24 protein-coding genes are annotated in these 25,429 nt (G+C 68.1%); 5 read left to right on the plus strand and 19 right to left on the minus strand.

Annotation, left to right across the window (positions count from 1 at the left end; translation table 11 throughout):
* Position 1: 1 nt before the first annotated feature.
* The 7 genes from MRBLWO12_RS11960 to MRBLWO12_RS11990 are packed head-to-tail and all read right to left on the minus strand — an operon-like array spanning position 2 to position 6,969.
* A complete protein-coding gene (locus MRBLWO12_RS11960) occupies positions 2-895 on the minus strand; it encodes a hypothetical protein (RefSeq protein ID WP_363555738.1) in 894 nt (297 codons plus the stop codon).
* Positions 892-2,409 (minus strand): sugar porter family MFS transporter, encoded by a 1,518-nt coding sequence (locus MRBLWO12_RS11965; protein WP_363555740.1) that lies wholly within the window; start codon positions 2,407-2,409, stop codon positions 892-894. The genes MRBLWO12_RS11960 and MRBLWO12_RS11965 overlap by 4 nt, the downstream gene beginning before the upstream one ends.
* Positions 2,399-3,994, minus strand: a complete 1,596-nt coding sequence (locus MRBLWO12_RS11970) for an N-acyl-D-amino-acid deacylase family protein (protein ID WP_363555742.1) — start codon at positions 3,992-3,994, stop codon at positions 2,399-2,401. The genes MRBLWO12_RS11965 and MRBLWO12_RS11970 overlap by 11 nt, the downstream gene beginning before the upstream one ends.
* A 4-nt stretch (positions 3,995-3,998) precedes the next feature.
* Positions 3,999-4,727 carry an amino acid ABC transporter ATP-binding protein gene (locus MRBLWO12_RS11975; RefSeq protein ID WP_363555744.1) on the minus strand — a complete coding sequence of 243 codons (729 nt, stop codon included), beginning with the start codon at positions 4,725-4,727 and terminating at the stop codon, positions 3,999-4,001.
* On the minus strand, positions 4,724-5,431 hold the full coding sequence (locus MRBLWO12_RS11980; protein ID WP_363555746.1) for an amino acid ABC transporter permease: 708 nt from the start codon (positions 5,429-5,431) through the stop codon (positions 4,724-4,726). The genes MRBLWO12_RS11975 and MRBLWO12_RS11980 overlap by 4 nt, the downstream gene beginning before the upstream one ends.
* Entirely contained in the window at positions 5,431-6,093 is a 663-nt protein-coding gene (locus tag MRBLWO12_RS11985) for an amino acid ABC transporter permease (RefSeq protein WP_363555748.1), read from the minus strand. Before MRBLWO12_RS11985 ends, MRBLWO12_RS11980 begins: the two co-directional genes overlap by 1 nt.
* Before the next feature lie 57 nt (positions 6,094-6,150).
* A complete protein-coding gene (locus tag MRBLWO12_RS11990; RefSeq protein WP_363555750.1) occupies positions 6,151-6,969 on the minus strand; it encodes a transporter substrate-binding domain-containing protein in 819 nt (272 codons plus the stop codon).
* Positions 6,970-7,153: 184 nt separating this feature from the next.
* On the opposite strand from MRBLWO12_RS11990, the gene MRBLWO12_RS11995 reads away from it, so the two are divergent.
* The 3 genes from MRBLWO12_RS11995 to MRBLWO12_RS12005 all read left to right on the plus strand — a co-directional run bounded on the left by MRBLWO12_RS11995 (position 7,154) and on the right by MRBLWO12_RS12005 (position 9,936).
* Positions 7,154-8,293, plus strand: a complete 1,140-nt coding sequence (locus MRBLWO12_RS11995; RefSeq protein WP_363555752.1) for a mandelate racemase/muconate lactonizing enzyme family protein — start codon at positions 7,154-7,156, stop codon at positions 8,291-8,293.
* Positions 8,294-8,374: 81 nt separating this feature from the next.
* On the plus strand, positions 8,375-8,986 hold the full coding sequence (locus tag MRBLWO12_RS12000) for a bifunctional 4-hydroxy-2-oxoglutarate aldolase/2-dehydro-3-deoxy-phosphogluconate aldolase (RefSeq protein WP_363558599.1): 612 nt from the start codon (positions 8,375-8,377) through the stop codon (positions 8,984-8,986).
* Complete coding sequence (locus MRBLWO12_RS12005; RefSeq protein ID WP_363555754.1) at positions 8,983-9,936, plus strand: sugar kinase; 954 nt, start codon at positions 8,983-8,985, stop codon at positions 9,934-9,936. The genes MRBLWO12_RS12000 and MRBLWO12_RS12005 overlap by 4 nt, the downstream gene beginning before the upstream one ends.
* A 73-nt stretch (positions 9,937-10,009) precedes the next feature.
* On the opposite strand, the gene MRBLWO12_RS12010 is transcribed toward MRBLWO12_RS12005, so the two are convergent.
* From MRBLWO12_RS12010 to MRBLWO12_RS12020, 3 genes are read right to left on the minus strand one after another with little or no spacing between them, the layout of a single operon-like run.
* Positions 10,010-10,417 (minus strand): YybH family protein, encoded by a 408-nt coding sequence (locus MRBLWO12_RS12010; protein WP_363555755.1) that lies wholly within the window; start codon positions 10,415-10,417, stop codon positions 10,010-10,012.
* Positions 10,414-11,007 carry a GNAT family N-acetyltransferase gene (locus tag MRBLWO12_RS12015; protein WP_363555757.1) on the minus strand — a complete coding sequence of 198 codons (594 nt, stop codon included), beginning with the start codon at positions 11,005-11,007 and terminating at the stop codon, positions 10,414-10,416. The genes MRBLWO12_RS12010 and MRBLWO12_RS12015 overlap by 4 nt, the downstream gene beginning before the upstream one ends.
* 25 nt (positions 11,008-11,032) lie before the next feature.
* Positions 11,033-11,827, minus strand: a complete 795-nt coding sequence (locus MRBLWO12_RS12020; RefSeq protein ID WP_363555759.1) for a patatin-like phospholipase family protein — start codon at positions 11,825-11,827, stop codon at positions 11,033-11,035.
* Between the two features lie 221 nt (positions 11,828-12,048).
* On the opposite strand from MRBLWO12_RS12020, the gene MRBLWO12_RS12025 reads away from it, so the two are divergent.
* Both MRBLWO12_RS12025 and MRBLWO12_RS12030 read left to right on the plus strand, forming a co-directional pair.
* Entirely contained in the window at positions 12,049-13,140 is a 1,092-nt protein-coding gene (locus tag MRBLWO12_RS12025; RefSeq protein WP_363555761.1) for a linear amide C-N hydrolase, read from the plus strand.
* On the plus strand, positions 13,137-13,697 hold the full coding sequence (locus MRBLWO12_RS12030; RefSeq protein WP_363555763.1) for an HdeD family acid-resistance protein: 561 nt from the start codon (positions 13,137-13,139) through the stop codon (positions 13,695-13,697). The genes MRBLWO12_RS12025 and MRBLWO12_RS12030 overlap by 4 nt, the downstream gene beginning before the upstream one ends.
* Before the next feature lie 77 nt (positions 13,698-13,774).
* Here the strand turns inward: MRBLWO12_RS12030 and MRBLWO12_RS12035 are convergent, their stop codons facing one another.
* The 9 genes from MRBLWO12_RS12035 to MRBLWO12_RS12075 form a co-directional block, all read right to left on the minus strand.
* Positions 13,775-15,322: a helix-turn-helix transcriptional regulator gene (locus MRBLWO12_RS12035; protein WP_363555765.1), complete on the minus strand. Its 1,548-nt coding sequence runs from the start codon at positions 15,320-15,322 to the stop codon at positions 13,775-13,777.
* A 276-nt stretch (positions 15,323-15,598) separates the two neighbouring features.
* Positions 15,599-17,629 carry an FUSC family protein gene (locus MRBLWO12_RS12040; protein WP_363555767.1) on the minus strand — a complete coding sequence of 677 codons (2,031 nt, stop codon included), beginning with the start codon at positions 17,627-17,629 and terminating at the stop codon, positions 15,599-15,601.
* The gene (locus MRBLWO12_RS12045) at positions 17,626-18,531 is read right to left on the minus strand and encodes a multidrug DMT transporter permease (protein WP_363555769.1); all 906 of its coding nucleotides are present in this window, start codon (positions 18,529-18,531) and stop codon (positions 17,626-17,628) included. Before MRBLWO12_RS12045 ends, MRBLWO12_RS12040 begins: the two co-directional genes overlap by 4 nt.
* Positions 18,528-20,183, minus strand: coding sequence for a cation:proton antiporter (locus MRBLWO12_RS12050; protein ID WP_363555771.1), 1,656 nt, complete (start codon positions 20,181-20,183; stop codon positions 18,528-18,530). Before MRBLWO12_RS12050 ends, MRBLWO12_RS12045 begins: the two co-directional genes overlap by 4 nt.
* A gap of 31 nt (positions 20,184-20,214) precedes the next feature.
* Positions 20,215-21,408 (minus strand): cation:proton antiporter, encoded by a 1,194-nt coding sequence (locus tag MRBLWO12_RS12055; protein WP_363555773.1) that lies wholly within the window; start codon positions 21,406-21,408, stop codon positions 20,215-20,217.
* 3 nt (positions 21,409-21,411) lie between these two features.
* Positions 21,412-22,083 carry a GAP family protein gene (locus MRBLWO12_RS12060; protein WP_363555775.1) on the minus strand — a complete coding sequence of 224 codons (672 nt, stop codon included), beginning with the start codon at positions 22,081-22,083 and terminating at the stop codon, positions 21,412-21,414.
* Positions 22,080-23,198 (minus strand): hypothetical protein, encoded by a 1,119-nt coding sequence (locus MRBLWO12_RS12065; RefSeq protein ID WP_363555777.1) that lies wholly within the window; start codon positions 23,196-23,198, stop codon positions 22,080-22,082. Before MRBLWO12_RS12065 ends, MRBLWO12_RS12060 begins: the two co-directional genes overlap by 4 nt.
* Complete coding sequence (locus tag MRBLWO12_RS12070) at positions 23,195-23,905, minus strand: hypothetical protein (protein ID WP_363555779.1); 711 nt, start codon at positions 23,903-23,905, stop codon at positions 23,195-23,197. Before MRBLWO12_RS12070 ends, MRBLWO12_RS12065 begins: the two co-directional genes overlap by 4 nt.
* A 92-nt stretch (positions 23,906-23,997) precedes the next feature.
* Positions 23,998-25,404 carry a glutamate decarboxylase gene (locus MRBLWO12_RS12075; RefSeq protein ID WP_363555781.1) on the minus strand — a complete coding sequence of 469 codons (1,407 nt, stop codon included), beginning with the start codon at positions 25,402-25,404 and terminating at the stop codon, positions 23,998-24,000.
* Positions 25,405-25,429: the final 25 nt, after the last annotated feature.

A 25,429-nucleotide genomic window follows, 5' to 3' on the forward strand; every position in this document is an offset into this window, starting at 1 on the left:
GTCATCGTACCCGCGAATCGGCGATTGTCGACAAAGTCCATTCGCATCTCAGGGAGGCATGGAAGCTCTGGCCGGCGCCCAGTCGTTCCACTGCGTCTGCAGCGATCGCGTCACCCACGCTCAGGCCGGCCGCTGTCGAGGGCTCCCATGCAAGCGTGTCTGCGCGCGGGAGCTCGGCGGCCGCGTAGTTGTACCAGTACAGCCAGTGCGGAAGCGTGCCAGCCTCGTCGCTCAGAGTGATCGTGAGGCTCCGGCCGACGACGGCAGCGGTCGCACCGGCGCTGCCGCGGGCAGCATGCCCTGCGGCGCGGTTCGCGTGTGCGGGCACCGACGCCACCGGCTCGCCGGCGAAGTAGGCGTGGCCCCCGGCGAAGAGGCCGCGCGAGAAGCAGGGATGCTCTCCCCAGGTGAACGATCGCACCTCCGAGCCGGCATTCCGTACGGTGCTCGACACCGTGAGGGCGTCGGGCTCGAGCTCGATGGTCCGAGTCACCTCCGCGACACCTCCGTCGAGGAACGGCCCCTTCGCAGTGCAGACCGCTCTCGTCGCGCTGCGCTCGACCACCGCCCATGCCACGCGGGGCGCCCAGCCGTGCTGTTGCGTCGTCGCGGTGGGAACGCCCGCGCTGGGGAACATCGGGAACCAGCCGCCGATGAGGACATCCTCGTCGAACTCGCGGGCCGACTCCTCACCGACCGTCCCCGACTGCTCGAGCACCCGTGGCCTACGCCCATCGACCCAGAGGAGGTTTCCCTCACCGTGGTCGATCTCCTGGATCACGCAGCCGTGGGCCGGCGCGATCGACACCCGAGCGCCACCCGCCCGCAGCATGAGCACGTGACCCGCGAGAGCCGGGAGGTCCGCACTGCCCGCTCGGCGCGATGAGGGAGTCATCGCGATGCCCCCTCCCCCTCACGCCGTCCTCCGCCCGCGTGCATCTCCTCGAGGGAGCGGCCGTTGGTCTCCCTGACGCAGAAGAACACGAGCAGGAACGACAGTGCCGCCATCACGGCGTACAGGGCGTAGCTGCCGGGAAGCGAGATGTCCCGCAGGCTCGGGAAGGAGAAGTTCAGCGCCACCCCCGCGAACCAGTTCGCCGAGGCGCATACCGACAGCGCGACTCCGCGGATGCGGTTCGGGAACATCTCACCCAGCAGCACCCAGACCACCGGCCCCCAGGAGACGGCGAACGCGACGACGAAGAGGTTCGCGCCGACCAGGGTGATCGGACCCCACACGCCATCCAGCTGCGGCGACCCGTCGACCATGCGCGCCGTCGAGAACCCGATGCTCACGATGACGAGGCTGATGAACATGCCCACCGATCCCGTGAGAAGCAGGGCGCGGCGCCCGACGCGGTCGATGAGCACGATGGCGACCACGGTCGCGGCCACGTTGATGAAGGAGCTGAGCACCGACAGGCCGAACGCCGCGGACTCCTCGAATCCGACCGACTCCCAGAGCGAGGTGGAGTAGTAAAAGATCACGTCGATGCCAACGAGCGCTTGCAGAGCGGCCACTCCGATGCCCACCCAGACCACGGGGAGGAGGCCACGACGCCTGTCCAGCAGATCACGGAACCGACCGGACTCCTTCTGCTGCAGCGTGTCCTCGATCCGGTCGGTGAGGATGCGCGCCTCGGCCGGATCGACCCGCTGCAGCCGGATGAGCACCCGACGGGCCGCCTCCACCCGCCCGCGCGCGACCAGGTACCTCGGGGACTCGGGGACGACCAGCGCGAGCACCAGATAGATCAGTGCGGGGATCACACCCGCGATGAACATCCAGCGCCACGCCGGGAGGCCGAGGAACAACTCGGCATCCGCGCCGCCCAGCGCCCACGCGATGCCGCTGTCGGAGAGGAGAGCCACGAAGATCCCCAGCACGATCGCCATCTGCTGCATCGAGGCCAATCGCCCGCGGGCATGTGCGGGGGCGATCTCCGAGATGTAGAGGGGGCCGAGCACCGTGGCGAACCCGACGGCGACGCCGGTCACGAGTCGCCACGCGGCGAGATCGAACACCCCGTGGGCCATGCCGCATCCGATCGCTGCGATGAAGAACACGATGCCGGCGGCGAGCATCGTGCGGGGGCGCCCGATGCGGTCCGCGATCCACCCCGCGCCGAGCGCACCCAGCGCTGCACCGAGCAGAGTCACCGCGACCACGACACCGAGTCCGACGGCGTCCAAGCCGAGATTGCCCTCGATCGCCGTGACCGCGCCGTTGATCACGGCAGTGTCGAATCCAAAGAGGAAGCCACCGACCGCGGCGGCGATCGCGAACCCGGTCACGGCCGGCGTGAGGCGCCCGCTCTCCCCGGGGCTGTCCGGTTTGTTTCCAGGCGAACGGCCGCTCCGGCGGGTCTGCGCTGGGCTGAGGGTGGGGGGTGCCGTTTCAGGAGACATCTGCTCGTTCCAATCGAGTTCCAGGTCGGTGCATGGTGCGGGCTCCGTTCGTGACCACCGGCGTGCCGTTCACCCAGACATGGCGGGCCGCCGTGGCGTAGCGCTCCGGCATGACGAAGGTGTCCGTGTCGCGCAGCAGTCGCTGATCCCAGAGCACCAGGTCGGCGAACGTCCCATCCACGATGCGTCCCCTGTCGCGGAGGCCGAAGTGCGCCGCGACCGCCCCCGTCATCTTGTGCACGGCGTTCTCGAGCGTCAGCGTCCCCGCCCGCAGAGCATGATGGCTCAGGAAGTGCTGGTATCCGTGGAAGAACAGCGGATGCGGGGTCCGCGCGCCCAGAATGCCGTCGCGGCGGGAGGTGAAACCGTCGACACCGAGCAAGAAGCGGTCATGGCCGACCGCCTCGGCGACGTGATCGGGTTCGAACAGCGCCCCCATGAACTGCACCGCTCCGAGATCGGCGCCGGACGCCACGATGACGTCGAAGTAGGCGTCCCACTCGTCCGTCCCGTTGGCGGCGGCGATCTCTGGGAACGTCAGGCCCTCCCATTCGGGTGTGGCGGGGCTCACCGCGAGACGGACCCGATCCCACTGGCCGCGGTGCACGAATCGCCAGTAGCGATCGGAGTCCGCGCGGACGCGCTCGCGCACTTCCGCATGCCGGAGGGCGTCGGCAGCCGACTGCTCCCCGTCGGAGAGCAGCCAATCGGGCAACAGCCCGGCGGCGAGCCCGATGCCGTCCGGATAGGGGGTCATGTCCGCCAGCACGTCGACGCCGGAACGACGCTCGCGCTCCAGCCGCGACACCGCCTCCGCCCAGGCGCCGTCCGATGCCCCCGTCCGGTGACGGACGTTCAGATGCGACAGCTGTGCGCGCAGCCCTCCGGCGTGCACGACCCGGAAGAACTCCTCCACGGCGTCGGAGAGTGCCGCATCTCGATTGCGGATGTGGCTGGCATACATCGCACCACGTCGGCCCGCCACTCGCGCGAGGGCCTCCAGCTCCGGGGTCTCCGCGTTCCGCCCGGCGCCGTACTCGAGTCCGGAGCTGAAGCCGAGCGCTCCTGCCTCCAACGCCTCCTCCAGGTGCCGCGCCATCGTGCCCACGAGATCACCCCCTTCGCGCTCGGCAGCCCGGCGCAGACCGGTATGGCCGACGAACCACGCCAGGTTCTGTGCGGTGCCTTCACCGTGCACGGCGCTCAGCAACTCGGCGAAGGAATGCCACCGCACCTCGCCCTCGTACCCGAACGCGGCCAGTGCACGACGGGCGGTGTCCTCGTCTCCCTCCGCGATCGGCGCATACGTCACGCCGCAGTTCCCGACGATCTCGGTGGTCACTCCTTGATGCACTGTGCTGAGCGCATCGCGGTTCCCGAGGATCGACCAGTCGCTGTGGCTGTGGGGATCGATCAGGCCGGGGGTGAGCAGGAGTCCCGCGGCATCGATCTCCTGGGCGGCTCTGGCGCCCGGGTCGCGACCGACGAACGCGATGCGCTCACCGGTGATCCCGATGTCCGCCGTGAACGGAGGGGCGCCAGACCCGTCGATCACGCTCGCACCACGGATGAGCACGTCGATCACGAGGTCAGAGCACCTTGCCGAGGAACGCGCGGGCACGCTCCGTCTTCGCGTGGGAGAGCAGCTCCTGCGGTGCGCCGCTCTCGACGATGCGCCCGTCGTCCATGTAGATCACCCGGTCGGCGACCTCGCGCGCGAACCCGATCTCGTGTGTGACGACCACCATCGTCATCCCCTCGGCCGCGAGGTCCTTCATGACCGCGAGAACCTCGCCGACGATCTCGGGGTCCAGCGCCGAAGTCGGCTCATCGAAGAGCATCACGCTCGGCTGCATCGCGAGCGCGCGTGCGATCGCTACTCGCTGCGCCTGTCCCCCCGACAGATTGCCGGGGAACGCGTTCGCCTTCGCGGCGAGCCCGACCTTGGCCAGGAGCCTGTCCGCACGTTCGTCGGCCTCCTGGGCTCCCAGCCCGAGCACCTTGCGTGGAGCGAGCGTGATGTTCTCCCGCGCCGTGAGGTGCGGGAACAGGTTGAACTGCTGGAACACCATGCCGACATCGCGGCGAACGGCGGCGAGATCTGATCGGCGCTCCTTCGAGGTGAGCAGGTGTCCGTTCACCTCGACGCTGCCGTGGCTGGGGGTCTCGAGGCCGTTCATGCAGCGCAGGAGCGTGCTCTTGCCCGAGCCGGACGCCCCGATGATGCAGACCACCTCGCCTTCCGCGACATCGCAGGTGATCCCGTGGAGGACTTCGGTGGAACCGAAGCTGAGTCGCAGGTCGGTGACAGTGATCATTTCGAGTCTCCTCGTGAGGGGGTGAGCGCGTCTTCCACTCGGGGTGCCCGCGCATGAATGGTCAGTCGCCGCTCGTACCGCCGTCCGGCGGTGGAGAGGGCGAAGCAGATGACGAAGTAGACCGCACCGACCACCACGTAGGCGAGGATCGGCTGTCCGGTCTGGGAAGCGACGATGTTGCCCGCTCGGGTGAGCTCGATGAGTCCGATCACCGCGACGAGCGAGCTGTCCTTGATCAGCACCACGAGGAACCCGATGCCCGGAGGCACCATGATGCGCGCGGCCTGCGGCATGACCACGTGGCGCAACTGCTTCGGCCACGACAGCCCCAGGGCCTGTGCCGCTTCGAACTGACCACGGGGAATCGCCTGGATGCTCCCCCGGACGATCTCGCTGATGTAGGCCGAGGCGAAGATCGTGAGGGCGAGCACTGCGGCCCAGTAGTCCGGGATGTTGCTCCCCGGCGACATCAGCGGCAGCGCGAAGTAGACGAAGAAGATGATGAGCAGCACCGGGACGCCCCGTATCGCTCCCACCCAGATCGCGCTGATCCAGCGCAGCGGAGCAGACGGACTCGCGGCGAGGATGCCGGACGCGATGCCCACCACGCCGCCGAGGATCACGGACAGGAAGCAGATCTGCAGCGTCACGAACGCGCCCTGCAGGATGAGCACGAGGTCGGAGAGATCGAAGGACGTGAACATCAGGCCACCTTCCAGCGGATGCCGCGCGTCTCGACGAGACGGGATGCCCCCGCGATGAGGAACGCGACGATGAAGTACAGGAGTCCGCCGACGACGAACGTCTCGATGGTGCGGAAGGTGCTCGTCGTGATGCCCATCATCACGTGCATCAACTCCGGCACGGCGACGATGGAGGCGATCGAGGAGGCGAGGAACAGCAGGATCACCTGGTTCGTCAGCGACGGCAGGACGTTCCGCAGCGCCGGCACCAGTCGGACATGGAAGAACGTGGCCCGCCGTGACAGCCCGAGCGCGTCCGCCGCCTCTATCTGCCCCTTGGGGATCGCCTCGAACCCGGCCCGGTAGATCTCCGCGAGATAGGCGGAATTGTTGACGCTCAGCGCGATGATCCCCGCCGTGATGGGATCGAAGTTGACCCCGACGGAGGGCAGCGCGAAGTAGATGAGGTAGAGCTGGAGCAGCAGCGGGGTGTTGCGGATGACCTCGACGTACGTGCTGCCGACGGCTCGCGCGACGGGATTGCCCGCCGCGCGCAACAGGTAGACGCCGACGCCGAGCGGTGAACCGATGAGCACGGCGGCGACGGTGATGAGCACGCTCACGCCGAGACCGGCGAGCAGCTCGGGAGCGTAAGGGATCAGGTCCCCGAAGAAGAGTTGCATGAAAGGTCCGTTCGGGCTGCCCCGCCATGACGGCGGGGCAGCCGAAAAAGGTCGTCGCTACTTGATCAGGTCGGGGACGTCGGTGCCGAGCCACTCGTTGTACGAGTCGTTCGCGGCGTCGCTGATGTTGTAGTTGAGGATGAAGTTGTCGACGTAGTTGAGCCAGAGCTGGTCGCCCTGCTTCAGCCCCATGGAGACGACGGACGGGCTCAACTGCGGCGCGTCGACGACGGTGAACTCGCCGTCGGAGTCGTCGAGGATCCCCTGTGCGACGGAGTTGCTCTCCATGAGCGCGTCGACCTTGCCGCTGCGCAGCGCCTGGATCGAGTCGGCGACCGCCTCGAACAGGCTCGCGTTCGCCTCAGGGAACCGCGTCTCGAGGATCGTGGCCGGCACGCTGCCGCGCGTGGCCGCCACGGTCCGCCCGGCAAGCGCGTCATACGAGGCGATGTCGCTGCCGGCGGGGACGAGTACGACCTGGCCTTCGGCGGCATACGGCCGCGACATCGCCACCTTCTGTGCGCGTTCGTTCAGGTTTGTGAGGGCCGCGACGATGATGTCGACCTTGCCCGTCTCCAGCAGCGGGATGCGGTTGGCGTTCGTGGTGGAGACGAACTCGATCTTCGCGCCGAGCGAGTCGGCGAGCGCCTGCGCGGCATCGATGTCGAAGCCCTCGTATTCGCCGGAACTGGCCATGACTCCGTACGGAGGCGCATCGGCGAAAACACCGACAACGAGCGTCTTCTTCTCGAGGACCTTCGTCAGGGTGCTCTCCTGCGCTGTCGCCCCTGGGCTCCCGCTCGAGGTGCACGCGGCGAGTGCGAGGGCGCTCGTCGCGGCTACTGCCACGCCGACAAGGATGCGCGTCAACTTCATTGTGATGCCTTTCGGGTTTCGGCCTCCGGCGCTGCCATCGTGCACAACGCTGTGGGTCTGTGGACGCACCGCTGAGGGGTGCAGGAACAGACAATACCTGGAGATTGCCCTGTTGTCGACAATCGACTATCTTCGAATTCTGGCAGCGGGGTTCTCCCGTCCTCATCACGGTTAGAAGGTCTTCATGCAAATCCTCCGAATCGACACGTGCGGCCTGCGGGGTGCGACGCCCGAGGGAGGGTGGTCGCACGAGCTGCAGCCCGACGACATCGTCCACACACTCGTCGCGGTCCACACCGACGACGGCAGGGTGGGCGTCGGCAGCGCGTTCACATCCGAGAGCCTGGTGCGGGGCGCCGTCGATCTGCTGTCCCCCCACCTGATCGGCGAGAACCCCCTCGAGGTGGAGCGCCTCACGGAGACACTGCACCAGACCGCCTTCTGGATGGGACGGGGCGGCTCACTCACACACGCGACCAGCGCGATCGACATCGCCCTGTGGGATATCGCCGGACAGGCATCGTCGCAACCCGTCGGCCGGCTCCTCGGCGGCCGCCACAGAGAACGAGTGCGCCCCTACGCGTCCGTGCTGATGGACGAAGCCGGGCCCATGACCGAGAACCTGGAAGAGCTCGTCGAGACCGGCTTCTCCGCATTCAAGATCGGCTGGTGGAAGTTCGGGCGCGTGGATGCGGCGACCGACGAGGCCACGGTCGCCGCAGCGCGGGCGGCGGTGGGCGACCGCCTGCTCGCCGTGGACGCCGGCGGCTCCGAGGCCTTCTTCCCGGGCGACCTGGCCTGGGCGAAACGCACCGCCCGCATGCTCGCCGACTACGACGTCGCCTGGTTCGAGGAGGCACTCGCCCCCGACGACATCGACGGATTCGCCGAACTCCGCGCATCATCCCCCGTCCGCATCTCCGGCGGCGAAGTGCTCACGCGACGCCAGAGCTTCCAGCCGTACCTCGACAGACATGCTTTCGACATCGTGCAACCGGACACCACGAAGGGCGGCGGGCTGAGCGAGTCGCGCCGGATCGGATGGGCGGCCCAGGACCGCGGCATCCGCCTCATCCCGCACGGGTGGAACACCGGTATCGGGCTCGCGGCGGACCTGCAGCTGGCTTCGGCTCTCGCATCGACCGACCTGGTCGAGTACAAGACCGGATCCGCGTACGTCGACGACCTGATCAGCGGGGGCTGGAGGCTGGATGCCGATGGCTTCCTCGACATCCCGTCGATGCCGGGTCTCGGGGTGACCCTCGACGAGGAAACGCTGGAACGTTACGGCACCCGGCCGGACTTCGCCGCGACCGGCCGATGATGATGAAGCGAGTCGCCGCCCTTTCTGCTCGATCGATATCGAGAGGCGTGACCGATGCGCTCCGTCCCTTCTGAAACACTCATGCGGACAGGGGTGATCGCGGTGCTTCGGGCCGCTGACGCACGGCTGTACGAGCCGGTGGTGAAGGCACTCGCCGAGTCCGGAGTGCTCTGCATCGAGCTCACGATGACCACACCGGGCACCATCGAGATCCTTCCGCAGGTGATCGCCGCGGTGCCGGAGGCGGAGATCGGCGTCGGAACGGTCCTGACGGCGCACGATGCCCGCGCGGCGCTGGGAGCAGGAGCACGCTTCCTCGTCTCACCGACCGTGTCACCCGAGGTCATCGACATCGCGGACTCGTTCGGCGCGGCGATCTATCCCGGTGCGCTCACTCCCACAGAGGTACACGCGGCGTGGGAACGTGGCGCGACGGCGGTGAAGGTCTTCCCCGCAATGTCAGTCGGCTCCGACTACGTGCGCCAGTTGGCCGGCCCTTTGCCGCATCTGCTCACGCTGCCTTCCGGCGGAGTCACGCTCGAAGAGATACCGGAGTGGATCAGGGCCGGATGCATCGCGGTGAGCCTCGGGGGGCCACTCATCGGCGATGCCTTCACCGGCGGAAGCCTCGACGCGTTGAAGGAGCGAGCACGGCGGGCACTCGCTGGCGTCGTGAAGGGCAAGGCCGTATGACGAGGGCACCGTTGCATGTCGTGACAGTCGGCGAGACGATGGGGCTGTTCGCCAACGACCGCCCTGGACCGTTGTCGACGGCACGCACGCATACACTCAGCTTCGGCGGCGCCGAGAGCAACGTGGCGATCGCCCTCGCCCGTCTGGGCGCACGAGCATCGTGGGTCAGCCGGCTCGGCGACGACCCGCTGGGGGAGCTGATCTCCCGCGAGCTGCGCGCGGAACGGGTGGATGTGCATGCATCCCGGCATGCCGAGCTGCCGACCGGGCTCATGCACAAGCACCGTCGCACGACCTCGACGGCCACCGTGCGCTTCTGGCGGACGGGGAGCGCGGCGTCGACGCTGCGTCCGTCGGATGTGCCGGACGAACTGCTGCGCAGCGCCGACATCGTGCACCTGACCGGAATCCTCCCCGGCCTCTCCGCTGACGCCCGCGCCTGCGCGCTGGTCACCGCTCAGCGGGCACGGGCGGCGGGGATCACGGTCTCGTTCGACATCAACCACCGCGAATCGGTGTGGCACGGACGCGACCCTCGTCCGGCGTATTCCGAACTCGTCGAATCGGCGGACCTCGTCTTCGCGGGCGAAGACGAGGCCGCCCTGCTCGTCGGAGACGGGGAACCGGCCGAGCTCGCCCAGCGGCTGCGGGACCTCGGTCCCCGCGAAGTCGTGATCAAGCGGGGTGAGCTCGGAGCCATCGGCCTGGACGGTCGCCAGCACTGTCTGCAGCCACCCTGCGCCGTGGACGTGGTGGACACCGTCGGGGCGGGCGACGCCTTCGTGGCCGGCTACCTGAGTCTCTGGGACGGAGAGTCGACGATGGAGGATCGGCTTCGGCGCGCCGCGGCCGCGGGCGCCTACGCGTGCACGGCGATCGGCGATTGGGAAGGAAGCCCGACGGTTTCAGAGCTCACGCGCATGAGCGCTCGGGAGGGCGTGACGCGCTGATGCCAGGGGCGCCGCCGGTCGCGGATGCGGTCGGCGGCGCCCGAGATCATGTCCTGATGCCGGGGCCCGCGGTTCAGACGCCGCCCGATCCGCTCGCGGCATCCGCGGCGGACGTAGCGAGAGCACTGAGGTGCTCATGCACGAGACGCCACCCGTCGTCTGTCTTCACGAAGGCGTTTGTCGCGCGACCCGATCCCTCGGCCGGAGAGCCCTGCACCGTGCCGCTCCACCGATAGGTGTAGATCGCGACGGCCGCATCATCCCCGTCGACGACCCACTCGATATCCTCGGCCCAGTAGCGCTCATCGGGGATCAGCGCCCAGGTGCGCTCGAAGTAGTCCTGCACGGCGGCCCGTCCGATGCAGGTGGCGTCGCCGAAGAAATAGACCGGTTCCGGCGCCAGGATGCGTGCGACCTGATCGAAGTCGTGCGAGTTCGTGGCGTCGAGGTACTGCTCGAGCGCGTCGACGGGACCGGTCATGGAATGTGTGCTCCTCTGTCTTCTCGGCAGGTGTCCAGAGCCGCGCTCATCTGCCAGATCTGCGGACCCTCCGCGGGCTCGGAATGGGACATGACGCGGAAGCCGTGCCTCTCGTAGAGACGGACGTTCCGCGGATCCGACGTCTCCAACCGCACCTCGCGCGCACCACGCTCGGCGATCGCGGCGAGCGCGAACTCGAGCAGCGCCGCAGCGATGCCCCTGCCCTGGCTCGCAGGCCGCACGCCCAGGGTCTCCAGCCTCCAGGCATCCGCCGGTGACGGGGTCTGATCGAGGCGATCGAGGCGATCGCCGTGCAGTGCGACGATCTGCTCCACCATGTCGTCGTCGGGCTCCGGCGCGTCCGGCGGGAGCAGCGCGATCACGCCATCACAGGCGTCGGTGACGGCCACGACCCCCTGCTCCTGGGCGTACCGCAGATACAGGAGCTGCAGCGCCCGCAGCCGCTCCTCGTAGTCGTCCTCCGGGAGCACGTGACGGGTCCACGCGTAATTCTCGAACGCCTCGGCGAGCGTCTCAGCACCCGCGTCCAGATCCGTCGCCGCGGCACATCTCACCAGAAGAACACCCACCCCAAAAGTCTAGAGCGCCAGCTCGTCAACTCCAGGGAAGAGGCACCTTCCGCAACGCCGCTTCGGCCGCGCGACGTCCTTCGGCGATGAGATGCGGCACGTCACGCATCGTCCACTGCGCGTGCTTCTGCATCTCGGGCTGGATGAGCAGCACCGACTCGTCGGCGGCGAGTGCAGCCGTCCGCGTCACGGTCCTCATCATGCGCACGTTCTCCCACTTGGCGTGCAGTCGCACCACGATGACGCGTTGCGCACCGAGGGCGCGCGCCGCCGCGACCGGCACGTTGTCGACCATCCCGCCGTCGGCGAGCAGCATCCCCTGGTGACGCACCGGCGGCAGCAGTCCCGGCACGGCGATCGTCGATCGCAGTGCCGTGCTCAACGGGCCGCGGTCGAGGATGACGCCCTCGCGTGTGCGCAGGTTCGTCGCGTAGGCGCCGAAGACGCGCGGGAGGTCCTCGATCAGCGGATCCACGCCGAAGATGCGATGCACCACCTCTCTCGTGGCCACGGTGTCGAGGAGCCCCCACCGCGCAGCGCCCGTCCACCGCGCGATGTGTCGCCAGCGGAACGCGCGAGCTGCACGATCGATCGCCTCGACGGAGAACCCGGCGGCATAGGCGGCGGCGACCAGGGCCCCGGAGCTCGCGCCGACGGCGATACCCGGACGGATGCCGCGCTCGGCGAGCACCTGCAGCACACCGACGTGCGCGGCACCGAACGCACCGCCACCGCTGAGCACGAGGCCCAGCCCCGCATCGTCTCCGGGCTCGCCGCGCGTGCCGTCGCGGCTCGCGGCAGATCCTTCCACTGACACCATGACGCTCACCCTACGGCGAGATCCTTGGGGGTTCCACAGAGCTGATCGCAGCAGTGCGGTGCGACGCAACCGGGTGAATGGCGGGTGGCACCCGGGTGACCGATGCGGGTGAATTCGCGCTCTTCCGATGTCGGCGTGCGCGCACTCGCCGAATAATTTCCCCAGAGCCCTTGCCCCGCCGGGGCGGGCGACTCATATCGACGATTGGAAGTACGGCGCTCATGTGCACAAGAGTTGTATGGCCCGATGCCAACGGTGCAGTCATCGTTGGTCGAAACATGGATTTCCACATGGACCTGCTCTCCAACCTCTGGAAGCTTCCGCGCGGTATCGAGCGATCCGACGGGGTCAACGGCAACCTGACCTGGAAGGCGAAATACGGGAGCATCGTCGCCACGGCGTTCGACCTCATCGCGACGGACGGCATGAATGAAGAGGGGTTCGCGGGCCATATCCTCTGGTTGGCGGAGTCCGACTACGGCAAGCCCGACGCCTCCGCGACGCAGCTGAGTCAGGCCATCTGGCTGCAGTACTACCTCGACAACTTCGCCACCGTCGAAGAGGCCGTCGCCTGGACGAACGAGTCGCAGGTGCAGATCGCTCAGCTCTTCGACCCCACCGGTCACCTCGTCCCCACGCTGCACCTGGCGATCAACGATGCGAGCGGTGATTCCGCGATCATCGAATACACCGATGGGAAGCCGAAGGTCTACCACGGCCGGGAGTACCAGGTGATGACCAACTCCCCGACCTTCGACAAGCAGCTCGAACTCGTGAAGGAGGTCGAGGGTCTCGGCGGCGACAAGCCGCTTCCCGGGTCCACGCTGGCCAGCGACCGCTTCGCACGCGCTTCCTTCTACGTCGCGCACCAGAAGCAGCCGAAGACGCAGATCGAGGCCATGGCGGCCATGTTCAGCATCATCCGCAACGCCGCGCAGCCGTTCCGCACACCTGAGGAGGGCAAGCCGGATGCGTCCCAGACCATCTGGCAGGTCGTGCTCGACCTCACGAACAAGCGCTACGCGTTCGAGTCGACCACACGGCCGAACATCGTCTGGGTCGACTTCGATGACATGAGCTTCCACGAGGGCACCAAGGTGCTCAAGCTCGACCTTGTCGGACGGCTGGCGCTGGAGGGTGGGCTGGTCGGCAACGCGAGCCACCACTTCGCCGACGTCGGAGAGCTCGGACAGGCGGTCCTGGCGACGGGTACGGAAGCGCTCGAGTTCGTGGCGCGCAAGCAAGACGAGTTCGCGGCTCTCACGAAAGCCGTCCAGAGCCTGGTCGGCAAGAAGAAATCGAAGCAGTCATGACCTCTGCGTCCTCCCCCACGAAGACGGCCTTCGACGGCATCCGTATCGCTGTCGGCGTCGGCGGGCTTCTGGCCCTCGTCGTCGGCGTGGTGATCCTCGTCTGGCCCGACAAGTCCGCGATGGTCGTCGCTGCGATCGTGGCCGTCTACGCCATCGTCGCCGGTCTCGTCTATGCGGCTATCGGCGGCCTGAGCAAGACGAAGGGCGGATGGGCTCGCATCGGGCACGTGCTGCTCGGTCTGGTCTTCATCGCCGCAGGCGTGATCGCGTTCGCGAACCTCGGTCAGACGGCGGTCTGGCTCGGGGCGTTCCTGGGTATCCTCGTCGGCGTCCTGTGGATCGTGGAGGGTGTCGTGGCGCTCAGCACCCTCTCGGGCACAGGATCCAAGGTGTGGTCGGCACTCTTCGCCATCGTCTCGATCCTGGCCGGCGTGGTGCTGCTGTTCGCGCCGCTGTGGGGCGCCATGGTGCTCTGGCTGCTCATGGGCATCTCGCTCGTCGTCCTCGGTGTGATCAACGTCGTGCGAGCGTTCGCATTCGGCCGTTCCCGCGGCTGATCCCCGACCGATCGCGAGGTCGCACACGCCTTCATCGACGGCGTGTACGACCTCGCGGTCTTCCGGCTCACATCAGGTCAATCGTGAGCGGCTCCGGCCAACAGACGCATCCGGGTCGCGATGCGGATGGCCTCCTCCCTCGTCGAGCATCCGAGCTTGCGATAGATCGATCGCAACTGCGACTTGACCGTGTTCGGCGACACATGGAACGTCGACGCCATGATGGCCGTCGAACGCTGCGCTGGTAGCGCGTTGAGAATCCGGAGCTCGCCCGAGGTGAGCGACGGACGCGCTTGAAGGTCGCCGAACGCGAGGTCCGAGGTCGCCGCCGCGAACTCGACTGCCGCTTCGGCATCGAGCGCATCCTTCACACGATCCACCAGTTGCCGTGGCATGATCTCGAGCAGTCGACGACGGTCGCCGCGCTGAGAGATCCGCGAGATCTGCCGTGCGGATTCCGCATCGATCTCCCCCGTGCGCGCGAGTTCGAGCCACCCGGAGAGCAGCGTGGCTTCCGCGCGCTGGGCAGGTCCGAGCGTCTGATCGGCCGAGAGTGCGCGCAGCTCCTGCGCGGCCGTGTCCAGCCGACCATCGTGCAGTGCCAGGTGAGCCGTCGCGAGCTGGGTGAGCACACCTACTTTGGGGTTGTCCTTGACGATCTGCCAGGCGTAGGCGGTCTCGCCCGTGGCGATGAGAGCTTCGATGGTCGAGGAGGCGACGATGTCGGCGGCGAAGGATCCGCGCTGCGGCGGATGGCCCTCCGACGCCAGCCGGATGGCCTCGAGCGCGTCCTCTGGCCGATGACGGGACAGGTAGGCACGACACCGGGCGAGCAAAGCGAACGGCCAGTTCAGTTCGATGGTGTCGGCAGGACACGCCCGACCCAACAGTTCATCGATCTCACCCGACCTGCGCTCGACAGCGATGAGCGCCTCAGCGATCATCTCCGACGATGACGTCGCGCTCGCGTGCATCGTCGTGACGGACGGCAGCTCCTTCGCCTCTGCGAGCGCCCGCTCGGCGTCGCCGAGGGTTCCGCGCACCGCATGGGCGAGCGCCGCTCGGGAAAGAGCCATGCGGGCGGCGTACGGCTGCGCCGAGAACTCGCCGAGCTGGCGCGCGGTCGCGAATTCCAGGAGCGCGTGACCCGTCTCGCCGGCGGCAAGCAGCGTGGAACCGATCTGATGATGGAGGAACCACAACGGCCCGTCGATGCGGTCTCGTCCCTCGGCGGAGGTCTCGAGCAGGCGATCCTCCAACCTGCGCGCGTAGACCATCGCGGCCGTGACATCGCCGTTGATGCGGAAAGAGACCATCTGCGCCAGCGTCAGGAAGTCGATCTCGTCAGCGCTCATCAGGCGCACATCCTGCGCGTGCGCCACCGGCTTGAACGATCGTGCCCTCCGGGCGAGCACGGGCGTCATCGGGTGAAGGATCCGGAGGATGGGGTGGCGGTCGAGCGAACTGCTCGGCAGTCCGACGATCGCCGCCTTGAGCTCATCCGGGTGCGAGGTGTAGAGCGGCCAGACATTCGTCACGACGGCGCGGGAGATGGTCTCGGGATGGCCGGCACGCACCGCCTTCGCGAGTTCGTCGCGTGCACGGCCCGTGTCGGTGAGATTCATGCCGGACCCACCCACGCCCACCCCGGGGAGCAGCGCGGGGGTCGCACCCCGACGCGGCTCCGAAGTGCTCGATGGACGACGCGCGTACGTACGCAGTCAACGGTGGACGGTCGGATCATCAGTTCCCCCTGATCTGCCGACGCTCTGGGGAAGCGTCCGCTACTCGAGCTCGGAACCCTCCCAGGTCCTCGCTGACTCCTTCCTAATATATTGGCGGCGCCGGGGCGCCGATCACCTCCCGACATCACCCGGGTGATCACCCTGGTGACACCCGGATCACCACCCGGCTGAGGAGGAGGACGCGGGGCCTGAGTCGGGCCGCCGCACTCGACGCCTGCGCTGCGCACCACGCTGCTGAGCGAGGAGCGCCGCGCGGGCCGCGGCAAGCTCCGCCGCGAGCGCACCGGACACGCCGGGAACGGTCTCGGGCTGCGTCGGGCGGCGCCCTGAGGCTGCCGCTTCGGCGAGGTCGCTCAGTGCCGCGCACACCCCGTCGGCATCTCTCCCGGGAGGACGCCTGCCGGATGAGACGGCGTCCGTGGACACCGCAGTGACCGCATCTGCAACCCTCTCGAGAGCGGTGATCTCCGGCAGCCACGAGGCGGTCGCCGCGCTGATCGTGGGCGGCTCGGCCAGCGACTGTGCGACCGTGGTGCGCAGATCGGAGATGCGACGATAGACCTCTCGGCGCATGCGGATGCGGTTCGGGTCGTCAGGACGGCGCAGCGCGAGATCCGCGTACGCTGCGATCGACCGGGCGATCACGGCCACCTGCGCGGCGAGATGCCGCGGCGCGTGCCAGGTCTGCGGCCAGGGCAGGTACCCCAGCGCCAGTACGATCGCGCACCCGAGAAGAGTGTCGAGCAGGCGCACGTCGAGGAGTCCCGCGCTGTCGCTCACGTGCAGCTCCACGAGCACCACGGCCAGCGGTGTCGTGATGATCGAGTACAGCCCGTAATTGCGCGGCATCACGACCGGGATTCCGGCCGCCAGGATCAGCACGACGAGGATCTGCCACTCCCCCCTCGGCACCACCGCCACAGCCAGCGACCCGACCGCGACACCGATCAGGGTGCCGGCTCCGCGCTGCACGGCCCTCCCGAAGATCGATCCGAAGTCGGGCTTCATCACCTGCGCCACCGTCAGCATCACCAGGTAGGGGCGGTCGAGCTGCCAGATGATGCACAACCCCTGAGCGACGGCGAGGCAGAGGATGAGGCGCAGGATCGACCCCCACAACTCCGTGCCGGAGGTGAGGGCTCTTCGCGCAGACCGCAACCGAGCGGCGATCGAGGGCTTCCCCGGCAGGGACACGTCCGCGGCACCGCCGCCCTCCGCATCCGCGGCGAGGCCGTCGATCACGTGGGACACATGACGCACCGCATCCACGAGGGCCCTGTCCGGCCCGCCCCCGGGCGGTGGTGGCGGGATGCGCGGGACGGGCCGCGAGGGGTCTGCCACCCAGGCCTGCACGGCCCGAAGCGAGGCGAGGACGTCAGGCGAGACGGCCCCGCGGTCCTCCGACGAGGCGATCGTGGCGTCGACCACCGGTGCGGAGGCGTTGAGGACGGCGACGAGGCTCTGCCAACGCTGGTCGTGCGCCGCCAGCTCTGTGCGGGCGGCGACCAGGACGTCGTACGCATCATTGAGCGCGCGCGTCAGAGCGACCCCCGCCCTCTCACGCTCGGCGACGCCGTCCGCCACCAGTTGATCGACGATCGCGGAGTAGACGCGGGCGACCGCGGCTCTCTCCGGGGCGAAGGCGCGCCCCTCGTAGGCGGCGGCGAGCACGGTCAGCAGCACCCTCCACGTCGCGCCGACGAAGAAGACGAGTGGCGCAGTCCACGCCGAAGCGAGACCGAAATCAGTGTTGGCCGCCATCACGACGAACATGAGGAAGTAGATCGCCGACTTCGACGCGGTCGCGCTGATCGCTCCCGAGAGTCCCGAGAGGAAGCCGGCAACGATCACCGCGATGAACGTCAGCACGGCATGGCCGTGCACCGCCGTGCCGAGCGCGAAGCCGATCGTGGCGGTGATCGAGACGAAGACCATCCGGTGGACGCGCTCGATGCCCGCGAGGCCGACATCCATCACCGATGCCGCCAGCGCCCCCATCGACGCCAACGCGCCCGCGCCGATCAGCGCATCGTCGTGCGGCGCGAGAGCCAGGCTCAGGGCGACAGGGGAGGTGATCCCCGCGGCGGTCAGGGCGACCCGATCCCATTGCACGCGCGCCGGCGTCGTGCGCGCGAGCGCTCGCGCCCAGGCCGCTACGGCGCTCGCGGCGGGGTGCGTGCGGGTCATTCCGTGCGGCTCTCCTCCTTCGACAGCGCGAACACGCCGCTGATCGCGACGGCACCGGCCGCGGCGAGCGCCAGGAATGCCCACGGCGCCGCGCCGCTCGCCTCTCCCAGGATCGCGATGCCCAGCACGACCGCGACCGCAGGGTCGATGACGGTGAGCCCTGCGACGACGACCTCAGGGCGGTTCGCGGCGTGCGCACGCTGCACGAAGTAGACCGAGAGCGCGCCGGCGACACCGATTCCGACGATGCAGGCGATCGTGAGCAGATGGGCGGCGTCCGGCCGGAAGCCGCCCGCTCGCAACGCCGACTGCACCCGCAGGATCACCGTTTTTCCGAGGGTTGCGACGAACGCGGAGTAGACGCCGCCGAGCAGCACCCAGAGCATCGGCGGCGTGTCGGCACGCCTGCCCAACAACCAGATGGCCCCGGTGGCGATGAGCAGCACGGCCAGCACCACGAGCACCGCGATGAGCTGCCCGTCGGTGATGGCGTGCTGGGTGCTCACGAGCGCCGCGACGGTGACGAACCCGGCAACGCCGATCACGCAGATGGCGATCGCCCGCACCACCGCCCGTGACGGTTTCCTCTTTGTGATCAGCGCGGTCAGCAGCGCCGTGAACACGAGCGCGGCAACGCCGATCGGCTGCACGACCATGAGCGGAGCGAAAGTCAGGCTTCCCATCTGGAGCAGCACGGTGACACCGAGCAGCAGCGCCCCGACGAGCCAGAAGCGGTTGTGGACGAGTCGCGCGGCCTTCGAGCCCTCGACTCCCCTCGCCGCCTCCGCCTCCATCGCCCGCACCCCGCGGGCCTGCAGCAGATTGCCCGCCGCCAGCGCCACCGCGGACCCGAGCGCGAGCGCGATTCCCACCAGAGGGGCTGATTCCAGTTCCATCGTCATCTCTCGCCTTCCAGGTGGAGTTTCACGCTGATCTCGTAGGCATCGAGTTCATCGAGGACATAGCGCAGGGCGGTCGTGCTGTGGCGGCCTGACCGTCCGAGTTCATGCAATCGCGTGCGCATGGCGAGGATCAGGGCGAGCTGGAACTCCAGCGCCTCCGGGGTGTCGGATCCGCCGGTCGGATCGAACGGGGCGATGAAGTTCGCCGCTGGCAAGGCGTAGATCTCCGCCGAGAAGGGCTTCCTATCGCCGTGCCTGAGCTCTCCGCCGGCGATCGCCGACTGCGCGGCCGCGCGCAGCTGCCCGTCGATCTCGCGGATCTCCTCGCGCGGTGGTCCGCTCGCCCCCGTGCGGCGGAGGCCGAGAGCCCTGGCGAGAACGGGAAGAGTCAGGCCCTGAAGGACCAGGCTGCCGGCCGCGACGAGGAAGGCGATGAACACGAGCAGGTCGCGCTGCGGCGTCTCCGGCGGGAGTGTCTGGGCAGCGGCGAGAGTGACCGCGCCGCGCATTCCGGCCCAGACCACGATCACATCGTGTTTCCAGGTCAGCGGTGACGCGTCGAAGTAGTCGATGTCGGCGCGCATCCTTCCGGCGCGCCGCCGATCCTTCGCGGTGTCCTCTTCACGGGCCGACAGCCGACTGCGCACCGATCTCTTCACGCGGCGGGCGTGGGCGCGCAGCATCGGGAAGACGTAGGCGGCACGGACGATCAGCAGGATGACGAGCGCGGAGAGCGCGATCACGGCTCCTTCGAGCAACCCGTTCTCCGCAGCGAGGTTGCTCTCGACGATCCCCCACAGTTCGAGCCCCATGATCAGGAAGACCGCACCCTCGAAGAGGAACTCGATCGTCCGCCAGTTGAGTTTGTCGGATATCCGCTGCTCCGGGGTGAGCCAGCGCACCGCTCCCTGCCCACAGACGACGCCAGCGACGACCGCCGCGACGAGGCCCGATCCGCCGAGCGCTTCGGTGGGCAGGTAGGCGATGTAGGGAACGGTCAGTCCGAGAGCGGTCGTCGCCGTCGCACTCTTCGCCCAGGCGCGCAGGCGCAGCGCCACCCACCCCGTGACAGCGCCGACGACAAGCGCCCACAGCACGGCCCAGGCGAAGGACCCCAGCGTCGTCAGGAAGGAGAACCCGGATGCCGCCGCGACGATCGCCGTACGCAGCAGGACGAGCGCGGTCGCATCGTTGAGAAGGGCCTCCCCCTCGAGCACCGTCACGACACGACGAGGAACCCCGAGCCGCCGGACGATCGTCGTCGCCACAGCATCCGTCGGGCTGAGGATCGCGCCCAGGGCGACCGCGAGCGGGAAGCCGAGCCCGGGGATGGCCCAGAAGAAGAACAGGCCCAGCACCAGGGAGCTCACGATCACGAGCAGCACCGACAGCCCGCCGATCGCGGCGAGATCCCGGCGGAACTCGATCGCCGGGGCCGAGACCGCCGCCGAGAAGAGCAGAGGAGGAAGCACGCCGACCAGGATCAGCTGCGGCGGCACCGACACAGCCCCCACCGCCGGGATGAGGCTGACCCCGACACCGATCGCGACCAGGATCAGCGGTCCCGCCACCCCGGTGCGCGTGGCGAGGGAGTTCGCGAAGACGATGACCAGGACGGCGGCGATGATGAGGGCGAGGAGCTCCACCGTCATCGTGTCTTCTCCCGCCGGAGCACCGGCCGCCTCATGCGAGGCTGCTCTCGGAAGGCGCTGCGGCGGCCGTCGGCTTCGACCCGCGGATCCTCATCGCGATCAACGGCAGCAGCAGTACCGACAGCATCCCGCCGGCGACCAGCACTGAGGCGATCGACGACGACAGCACCCCGCTGGCGACCCCGATCGCGGTCGCCGCGACGATGATCGGCAGCCCTGTCGCCCCGAGCAGGCCGAGCGCGACGCGGTCGCGCCAGGAGGAACCGGCGGGAGCGGCGAGCATCGACGGCACTCCGCGGACCAGCAGCAGCGCCAGCACCGTGACCGGAACGAAGGCGAACAGGATCGGCTGTGCCAGGAGCGCGGAGAGATCGAAGGTCAGCCCTGTGTACAGGAAGAAGACGGGAACGAGGAAGCCGAAGGCCACCGCTTCGACCTTGCTCTCGACGGCCTCGCGGTCGGCTTTCCGCGCGTCGCGCATGAGCAGGCGCCACACGACACCGGCGGTGAAGGCACCGAGCAGCATGTCGAGATCGAGCGCGATGCTCAACGCGAGCAGTGCCGTGAGCACGAAGAACACGATGCGCACGGCGAACTGGCCGGAGGTGTGCAGGGAGGAGCTGACGAAGCGGTACATGGCTCCGCGCGGGAGCGCGATCGACAGCCAGATCGCGATCGCCGCGATCACGCCGAAGAGCACCAGCACCAGCGTCGACGGCCCGGGATCACGCGAGCCGAGGAAGACCGAGACGGCGATCAGCGGCCCGAACTCCCCGACCGCCCCGACAGCCCCCGCCGCGAGTCCGAACGGAGTGCGCAACTCCCCCGCATCCCGCAGGATCGGCAGCAGCGTTCCGAGCGCGGTCGAGCACAGGGCGATGCCGATGATCACGGCCGCATCACCCGGCGCGAACAGCCACCCGATCGCCAGTCCCGCCGCGATGCTGATCATCCAGCCCACGACCGCGCCACGCCCGGTGCGACCGCGGAAAACGCCGAACTCGATCTCGCTCCCGGCGAGGAAGAACAGCATCGCGAGCCCGAGAGCAGCGAGAGTGCTCATGAACGCCGACGGGCCGGCCCAGCCCAGCACACTCGGTCCGACGAGGATACCGAGCAGCAGCTCGAACACGACGATGGGAATGCGGATCCACCGCGAGACCCCGCGCGCGAAGAGCGGAGCGAGCACGGCCAGGGCCGGGATGACGAACAGGACGGGTTCCACCGTTCACCCCGCCAGGTCGGCGACGCCCGCGCCGATGAGCTTGAACCCGAGGATGACGAACAGCACCGTCATGATCACGGCATGGTTGGTGACGAGCCAGGTGCGCATCCCCGAGAGCCGCACCTCGACCTTGCTCGGCGAGACGACGCTGATGAACCACGGGACCGCGATGGCCGTGACACCGATCGCGCCGAAGATCAGGATCACCGCGATCACTTCACCGACCGGGAGGAAGGCCTGCGAGATGCGTCCGCTCGCGGCGACCAGCAGGGGCAGATCCTTGGGTGAGGCTGGACCGGCGAGCAGGATGCCGACGAGGAACGCCTTCCAGACCGTCAACCCGTCCAGGCTCGCCATCCACTTCGGCGGTTCATGCGAGTTGCGACTCTGCCACTGCCGCAATGCGAGGAAGAGCATTGCCAGACCGAGGATGATCTCGATGACGTCGATCGTGATGTGCGGGCCCGAATCGGGTTCGTCCGCGCCCGCGGCCCGCCCGAGGAGCACCAGGATGCCCACGAAGACGATCCCCCACGTGTAGCAGCCGATCAGGAATGCCGTTCCGTTCGTGCGCCCTTTGCCCGAGGTCGCCATCAGGATCACGGCGACGATCGAGAGAGGGCTGATCGCGACGGCGACTCCGAGGGTCAGCAGATCTGCCAGCAGCACGATCATGATCGACCGCCCGTTTGCTCCTCGCGCCCGTGCGGCACGTTCTGCACGTTGCGCAGGAAGAGGATGATCCAGCTGAAGATGAGCAGCGCCGAGACGAGTTCGACGGCGGTGAGGTTGTAGATGCCGGCGGCGAAGAGCAACGACAGCACGACGATGACTCCGACGTAGACGAAGCCCAGCACGGTGAACGCCGTCGGCATGGTCGGCACCAGCCAGGGCAGACCGATCACGAGTACCGCGAAGGCGACGCACATGCCGGTGGCGACCGTGTTGTGCAGCAGGAAGAACCGGTCGACCGGGAAGATCCCCACGCACGCCAGCAGCACCCCGAGGAGGATGAAGAACGCGCGCACCACTGCACGTCTGCGCCGCTCCGTGGTGGTCCAGGCCGGGAGCGACGCTGTACCGAACCGGGCGATCGTGGTGACGATGACGCCCGACACGATGAGTGTCAGGTTGAACGTCAACGCCGAGATGTCATGCGTGATGCCCAGTGCCGACAGGTTCATCTGCCACCACTGCGGATCCGCCGAGCTCAGCATCGCGGTCACCATGCCGACGACCAGGAACACGGCCAGGACGAGCGACAGATGCCGAGGCGAGAGGCCGGCCCCGCTCACGAATGCGAGGTAGGCGCTGAGTGCCGTCGCGGCCGCAGCCAGCACCACCGCGGGAGTGGCGAACACCGTCGCTCCGAGGAAGCTGTGGTTGAGGATCGTCGCGACGCCGATCCACCCGAGCAGCGCGATCGTCCCATACGCTGCCGAGAGCGCGACGAGATCGATCCACCAGAATCTGGTCGCCGTCGCGTGCGGAGCCGATCCCTCGCTGTCGGGGCGCGGTCGGAGCCGCGAGAGGGCGAAGCTGAGGGCGGCTGCCACAGCGCCGGCGATGGCCGTGAAGTCGCCCAGCGACTGCCGCCCGTCGATGGGGACCTCGCGCCCCCAGAACACGAAGACGGCGACGATCGCGCACACCACGAACGCGACCGAGCCGATCAGCAGCGCGAACGACTCGTCGTCCAGAGAGCGCCGAGCAGTGCGGGCGACCGCGGGTGCCGTCACTCCGGGCACGGGTGCCCAGGCCGGGTCGGATTCAGATGTCGTGGTGCTCATGGGCGGACAGTCTCGTCGCCGGCGTCAGCGACGGTCCGGCTCTGCGGGCGCGACCGGGCCCAGAACGGGAGCACGATGAGCGAAGCCAACAGGAAGCAGAGCGCGCCGATGAACGTGCCGTTGTTCGCGAGCGCCCCGTTCATCGCGTCGCCGTTGGGCAGGATGTAGGCACCGACCGCGGAGGCCGCGAATGCGACGCACCCCACGAAGTTGATGAACACCGACCACCACGCGCGGCGTCCGAGATTCCAGCGCCCTGACACGTGGGCGTAGGCGATGAATGCCACGACACCGCTCAGGAGGAACGCGACGGAGCCACCGGCATCCGGGTTCCAGACGAACTTCTCCTGCGCGGTGACAGAGCGCGCATGCAGAGCGCTGGTGGTGCTGACGTTGAACATGATCGTGCCGAACGACTGCGTGGCGGCCGTGAGCCATTCGGCCCGCACCATCCGCCCCGGCGCGTACGACACCGGCACCGACACGGCGCCGCTGAGGAAGAGCTGGATGAGCCCTGCCGTCGTGAAGAACCAGGCGCCGATGAAGAACAGCAGGTTGGATCCGCTGGATCCCAGCACCTCGCTCAGGCCGGGGGCGGATCCGACCGCGAAGAAGGCGGAGCCGATCATGAAACCCCAGCACTGCTTCGTCACACTGGGAACGAAGAGTCTCCGAGGCGGATCGATGCTGATCTCAGCGGCGGTCATGCGCGCTCCTTATGTGTGGGGCTCTGGTTTGTCGGACTCTGCGGAGAGCCGCGGGGAGGACGCGCACGCGCGCCCTCCCCGCGTTCGTCGACTCAGTGGTGGAAGTGCGATCCGTTGGCGCTGTCGGGCAACGGCGTGGTCAACGCGTCGAGGAACTCCACCTCGCCCTTGATGTCGGCCAACAGCGCCGAGGCGAGGTCGCGGCTGAGCCCGACCTTGACCACGATGCGCTGCAGGATGACATCGGCCATGTCGTCGGCCATCGGGTAGGCGGGCACGAGCCAGCCCTTCATGCGCAGACGGTCGGCGAGGTCGTAGAGGGTCCACGTGTCGGTGTGGCCCTCCTTGAGCACCCACGCGAACACCGGGATCGTGTCGCCCTTGCTCACGAGCTCGAACGGACCGATCTTCGCGATCTCGCTCGAGAGGTAGGTCGCGACGTCGATCGAGTTCTGCTGCACCTCGCGGTAGCCCTCGAACCCGAGGCGCAGGAACTGGTAGTACTGCAGCAGCACCTGGGCACCAGGACGCGAGAAGTTCAGCGCGAGCGTCGGCATGTCGCCGCCGAGGTAGCTGACGTGGAAGATCATGCTCTCGGGCAGAACCGCGGTGTTGCGCCAGACGACCCAGCCCACCCCCGGGTAGACCAGGCCGTACTTGTGTCCGGAGGTCGAGATCGAGTTGACCCGGTCGAGCTGGAAGTCCCAGACGAGATCGGGCTGGCAGAACGGCGCCACCATCGCTCCGGATGCGCCGTCGATGTGGATCTTGACGTCGAGGCCGGTCTTCGCCTGGATCTCGTCGAGCTTCTTGGAGATAGCCACCGTGTCGTCGTACAGGCCGGTGAACGTCTGACCGAGGATCGAGACGACGCCGATCGTGTTCTCGTCGACGTAGTCCTCGAGGTTGTAGCCGTCGAGGACGATGTGGTCGGGTGACACCGGCACGTAGCGCGGCTCGACATCCCAGTAGTTGCAGAACTTCTCCCACACGACCTGCACGGCCGCCGACATGATGAGGTTCGGCTTCTCGGTCGACTTGCCCTCCGCCCTGCGCTTCTCCTGCCACAGACGCTTGAGCGCGAGGCCGCCGAGCATGCAGGCCTCCGACGATCCGATCGTCGAGGTGCCGATCGTGTCGTTCTTGTCCGGGATGTTCCACAGGTCGGCGAGGATGCGCCAGCAGCGGTCCTCGATCGCCGCAGTCGCCGGGTACTCGTCCTTGTCGATCATGTTCTTGTCGGCGGCTTCGAGGTACAGCTTCTTGGCCTCGTCATCCATCCAGGTGCCGACGAAGGTCGCGAGGTTGAGACGCGAGTTGCCGTCGAGGATCGACTCGTCGTGCACGATCTGGTACGCGGTCTCCGGCAGGCTCGGACCCGCCGGCAGCGTGAACTTGTCGAACTCGGTCGCTTCGCCAGGACGGACGAAGACGGGGTTGATGCTCAGAGTGGAGTCGAGGTTGTTCGACTGGCGGGCTTTGCTGGTGTTGGTGGTCACTTTTCGCTCCTACGAATGGATCGGA

This window comes from Microbacterium sp. LWO12-1.2 (assembly GCF_040675875.1).
Taxonomy (GTDB): domain Bacteria; phylum Actinomycetota; class Actinomycetes; order Actinomycetales; family Microbacteriaceae; genus Microbacterium.

Excerpts from the sequence above, each read along its gene's own strand:
- MRBLWO12_RS12070 (WP_363555779.1), bottom strand. The coding sequence starts at position 23,905 with ATGACCGCCGCTGAGATCAGCATCGATCCGCCTCGGAGACTCTTCGTT.
- MRBLWO12_RS12020 (WP_363555759.1), bottom strand. The coding sequence starts at position 11,827 with ATGGTGTCAGTGGAAGGATCTGCCGCGAGCCGCGACGGCACGCGCGGC.
- MRBLWO12_RS12010 (WP_363555755.1), bottom strand. The coding sequence starts at position 10,417 with ATGACCGGTCCCGTCGACGCGCTCGAGCAGTACCTCGACGCCACGAAC.
- MRBLWO12_RS12000 (WP_363558599.1), top strand. The coding sequence starts at position 8,375 with ATGCGGACAGGGGTGATCGCGGTGCTTCGGGCCGCTGACGCACGGCTG.
- MRBLWO12_RS11985 (WP_363555748.1), bottom strand. The coding sequence starts at position 6,093 with ATGCAACTCTTCTTCGGGGACCTGATCCCTTACGCTCCCGAGCTGCTC.
- MRBLWO12_RS12040 (WP_363555767.1), bottom strand. The coding sequence starts at position 17,629 with ATGACCCGCACGCACCCCGCCGCGAGCGCCGTAGCGGCCTGGGCGCGA.
- MRBLWO12_RS11995 (WP_363555752.1), top strand. The coding sequence starts at position 7,154 with ATGCAAATCCTCCGAATCGACACGTGCGGCCTGCGGGGTGCGACGCCC.
- MRBLWO12_RS12045 (WP_363555769.1), bottom strand. The coding sequence starts at position 18,531 with ATGACGATGGAACTGGAATCAGCCCCTCTGGTGGGAATCGCGCTCGCG.
- MRBLWO12_RS11965 (WP_363555740.1), bottom strand. The coding sequence starts at position 2,409 with ATGTCTCCTGAAACGGCACCCCCCACCCTCAGCCCAGCGCAGACCCGC.
- MRBLWO12_RS12005 (WP_363555754.1), top strand. The coding sequence starts at position 8,983 with ATGACGAGGGCACCGTTGCATGTCGTGACAGTCGGCGAGACGATGGGG.
- MRBLWO12_RS12025 (WP_363555761.1), top strand. The coding sequence starts at position 12,049 with ATGTGCACAAGAGTTGTATGGCCCGATGCCAACGGTGCAGTCATCGTT.
- MRBLWO12_RS12065 (WP_363555777.1), bottom strand. The coding sequence starts at position 23,198 with ATGAGCACCACGACATCTGAATCCGACCCGGCCTGGGCACCCGTGCCC.
- MRBLWO12_RS12035 (WP_363555765.1), bottom strand. The coding sequence starts at position 15,322 with ATGAATCTCACCGACACGGGCCGTGCACGCGACGAACTCGCGAAGGCG.
- MRBLWO12_RS11980 (WP_363555746.1), bottom strand. The coding sequence starts at position 5,431 with ATGTTCACGTCCTTCGATCTCTCCGACCTCGTGCTCATCCTGCAGGGC.
- MRBLWO12_RS11990 (WP_363555750.1), bottom strand. The coding sequence starts at position 6,969 with ATGAAGTTGACGCGCATCCTTGTCGGCGTGGCAGTAGCCGCGACGAGC.
- MRBLWO12_RS12050 (WP_363555771.1), bottom strand. The coding sequence starts at position 20,183 with ATGACGGTGGAGCTCCTCGCCCTCATCATCGCCGCCGTCCTGGTCATC.
- MRBLWO12_RS12060 (WP_363555775.1), bottom strand. The coding sequence starts at position 22,083 with ATGATCGTGCTGCTGGCAGATCTGCTGACCCTCGGAGTCGCCGTCGCG.
- MRBLWO12_RS12030 (WP_363555763.1), top strand. The coding sequence starts at position 13,137 with ATGACCTCTGCGTCCTCCCCCACGAAGACGGCCTTCGACGGCATCCGT.
- MRBLWO12_RS11960 (WP_363555738.1), bottom strand. The coding sequence starts at position 895 with ATGACTCCCTCATCGCGCCGAGCGGGCAGTGCGGACCTCCCGGCTCTC.
- MRBLWO12_RS11975 (WP_363555744.1), bottom strand. The coding sequence starts at position 4,727 with ATGATCACTGTCACCGACCTGCGACTCAGCTTCGGTTCCACCGAAGTC.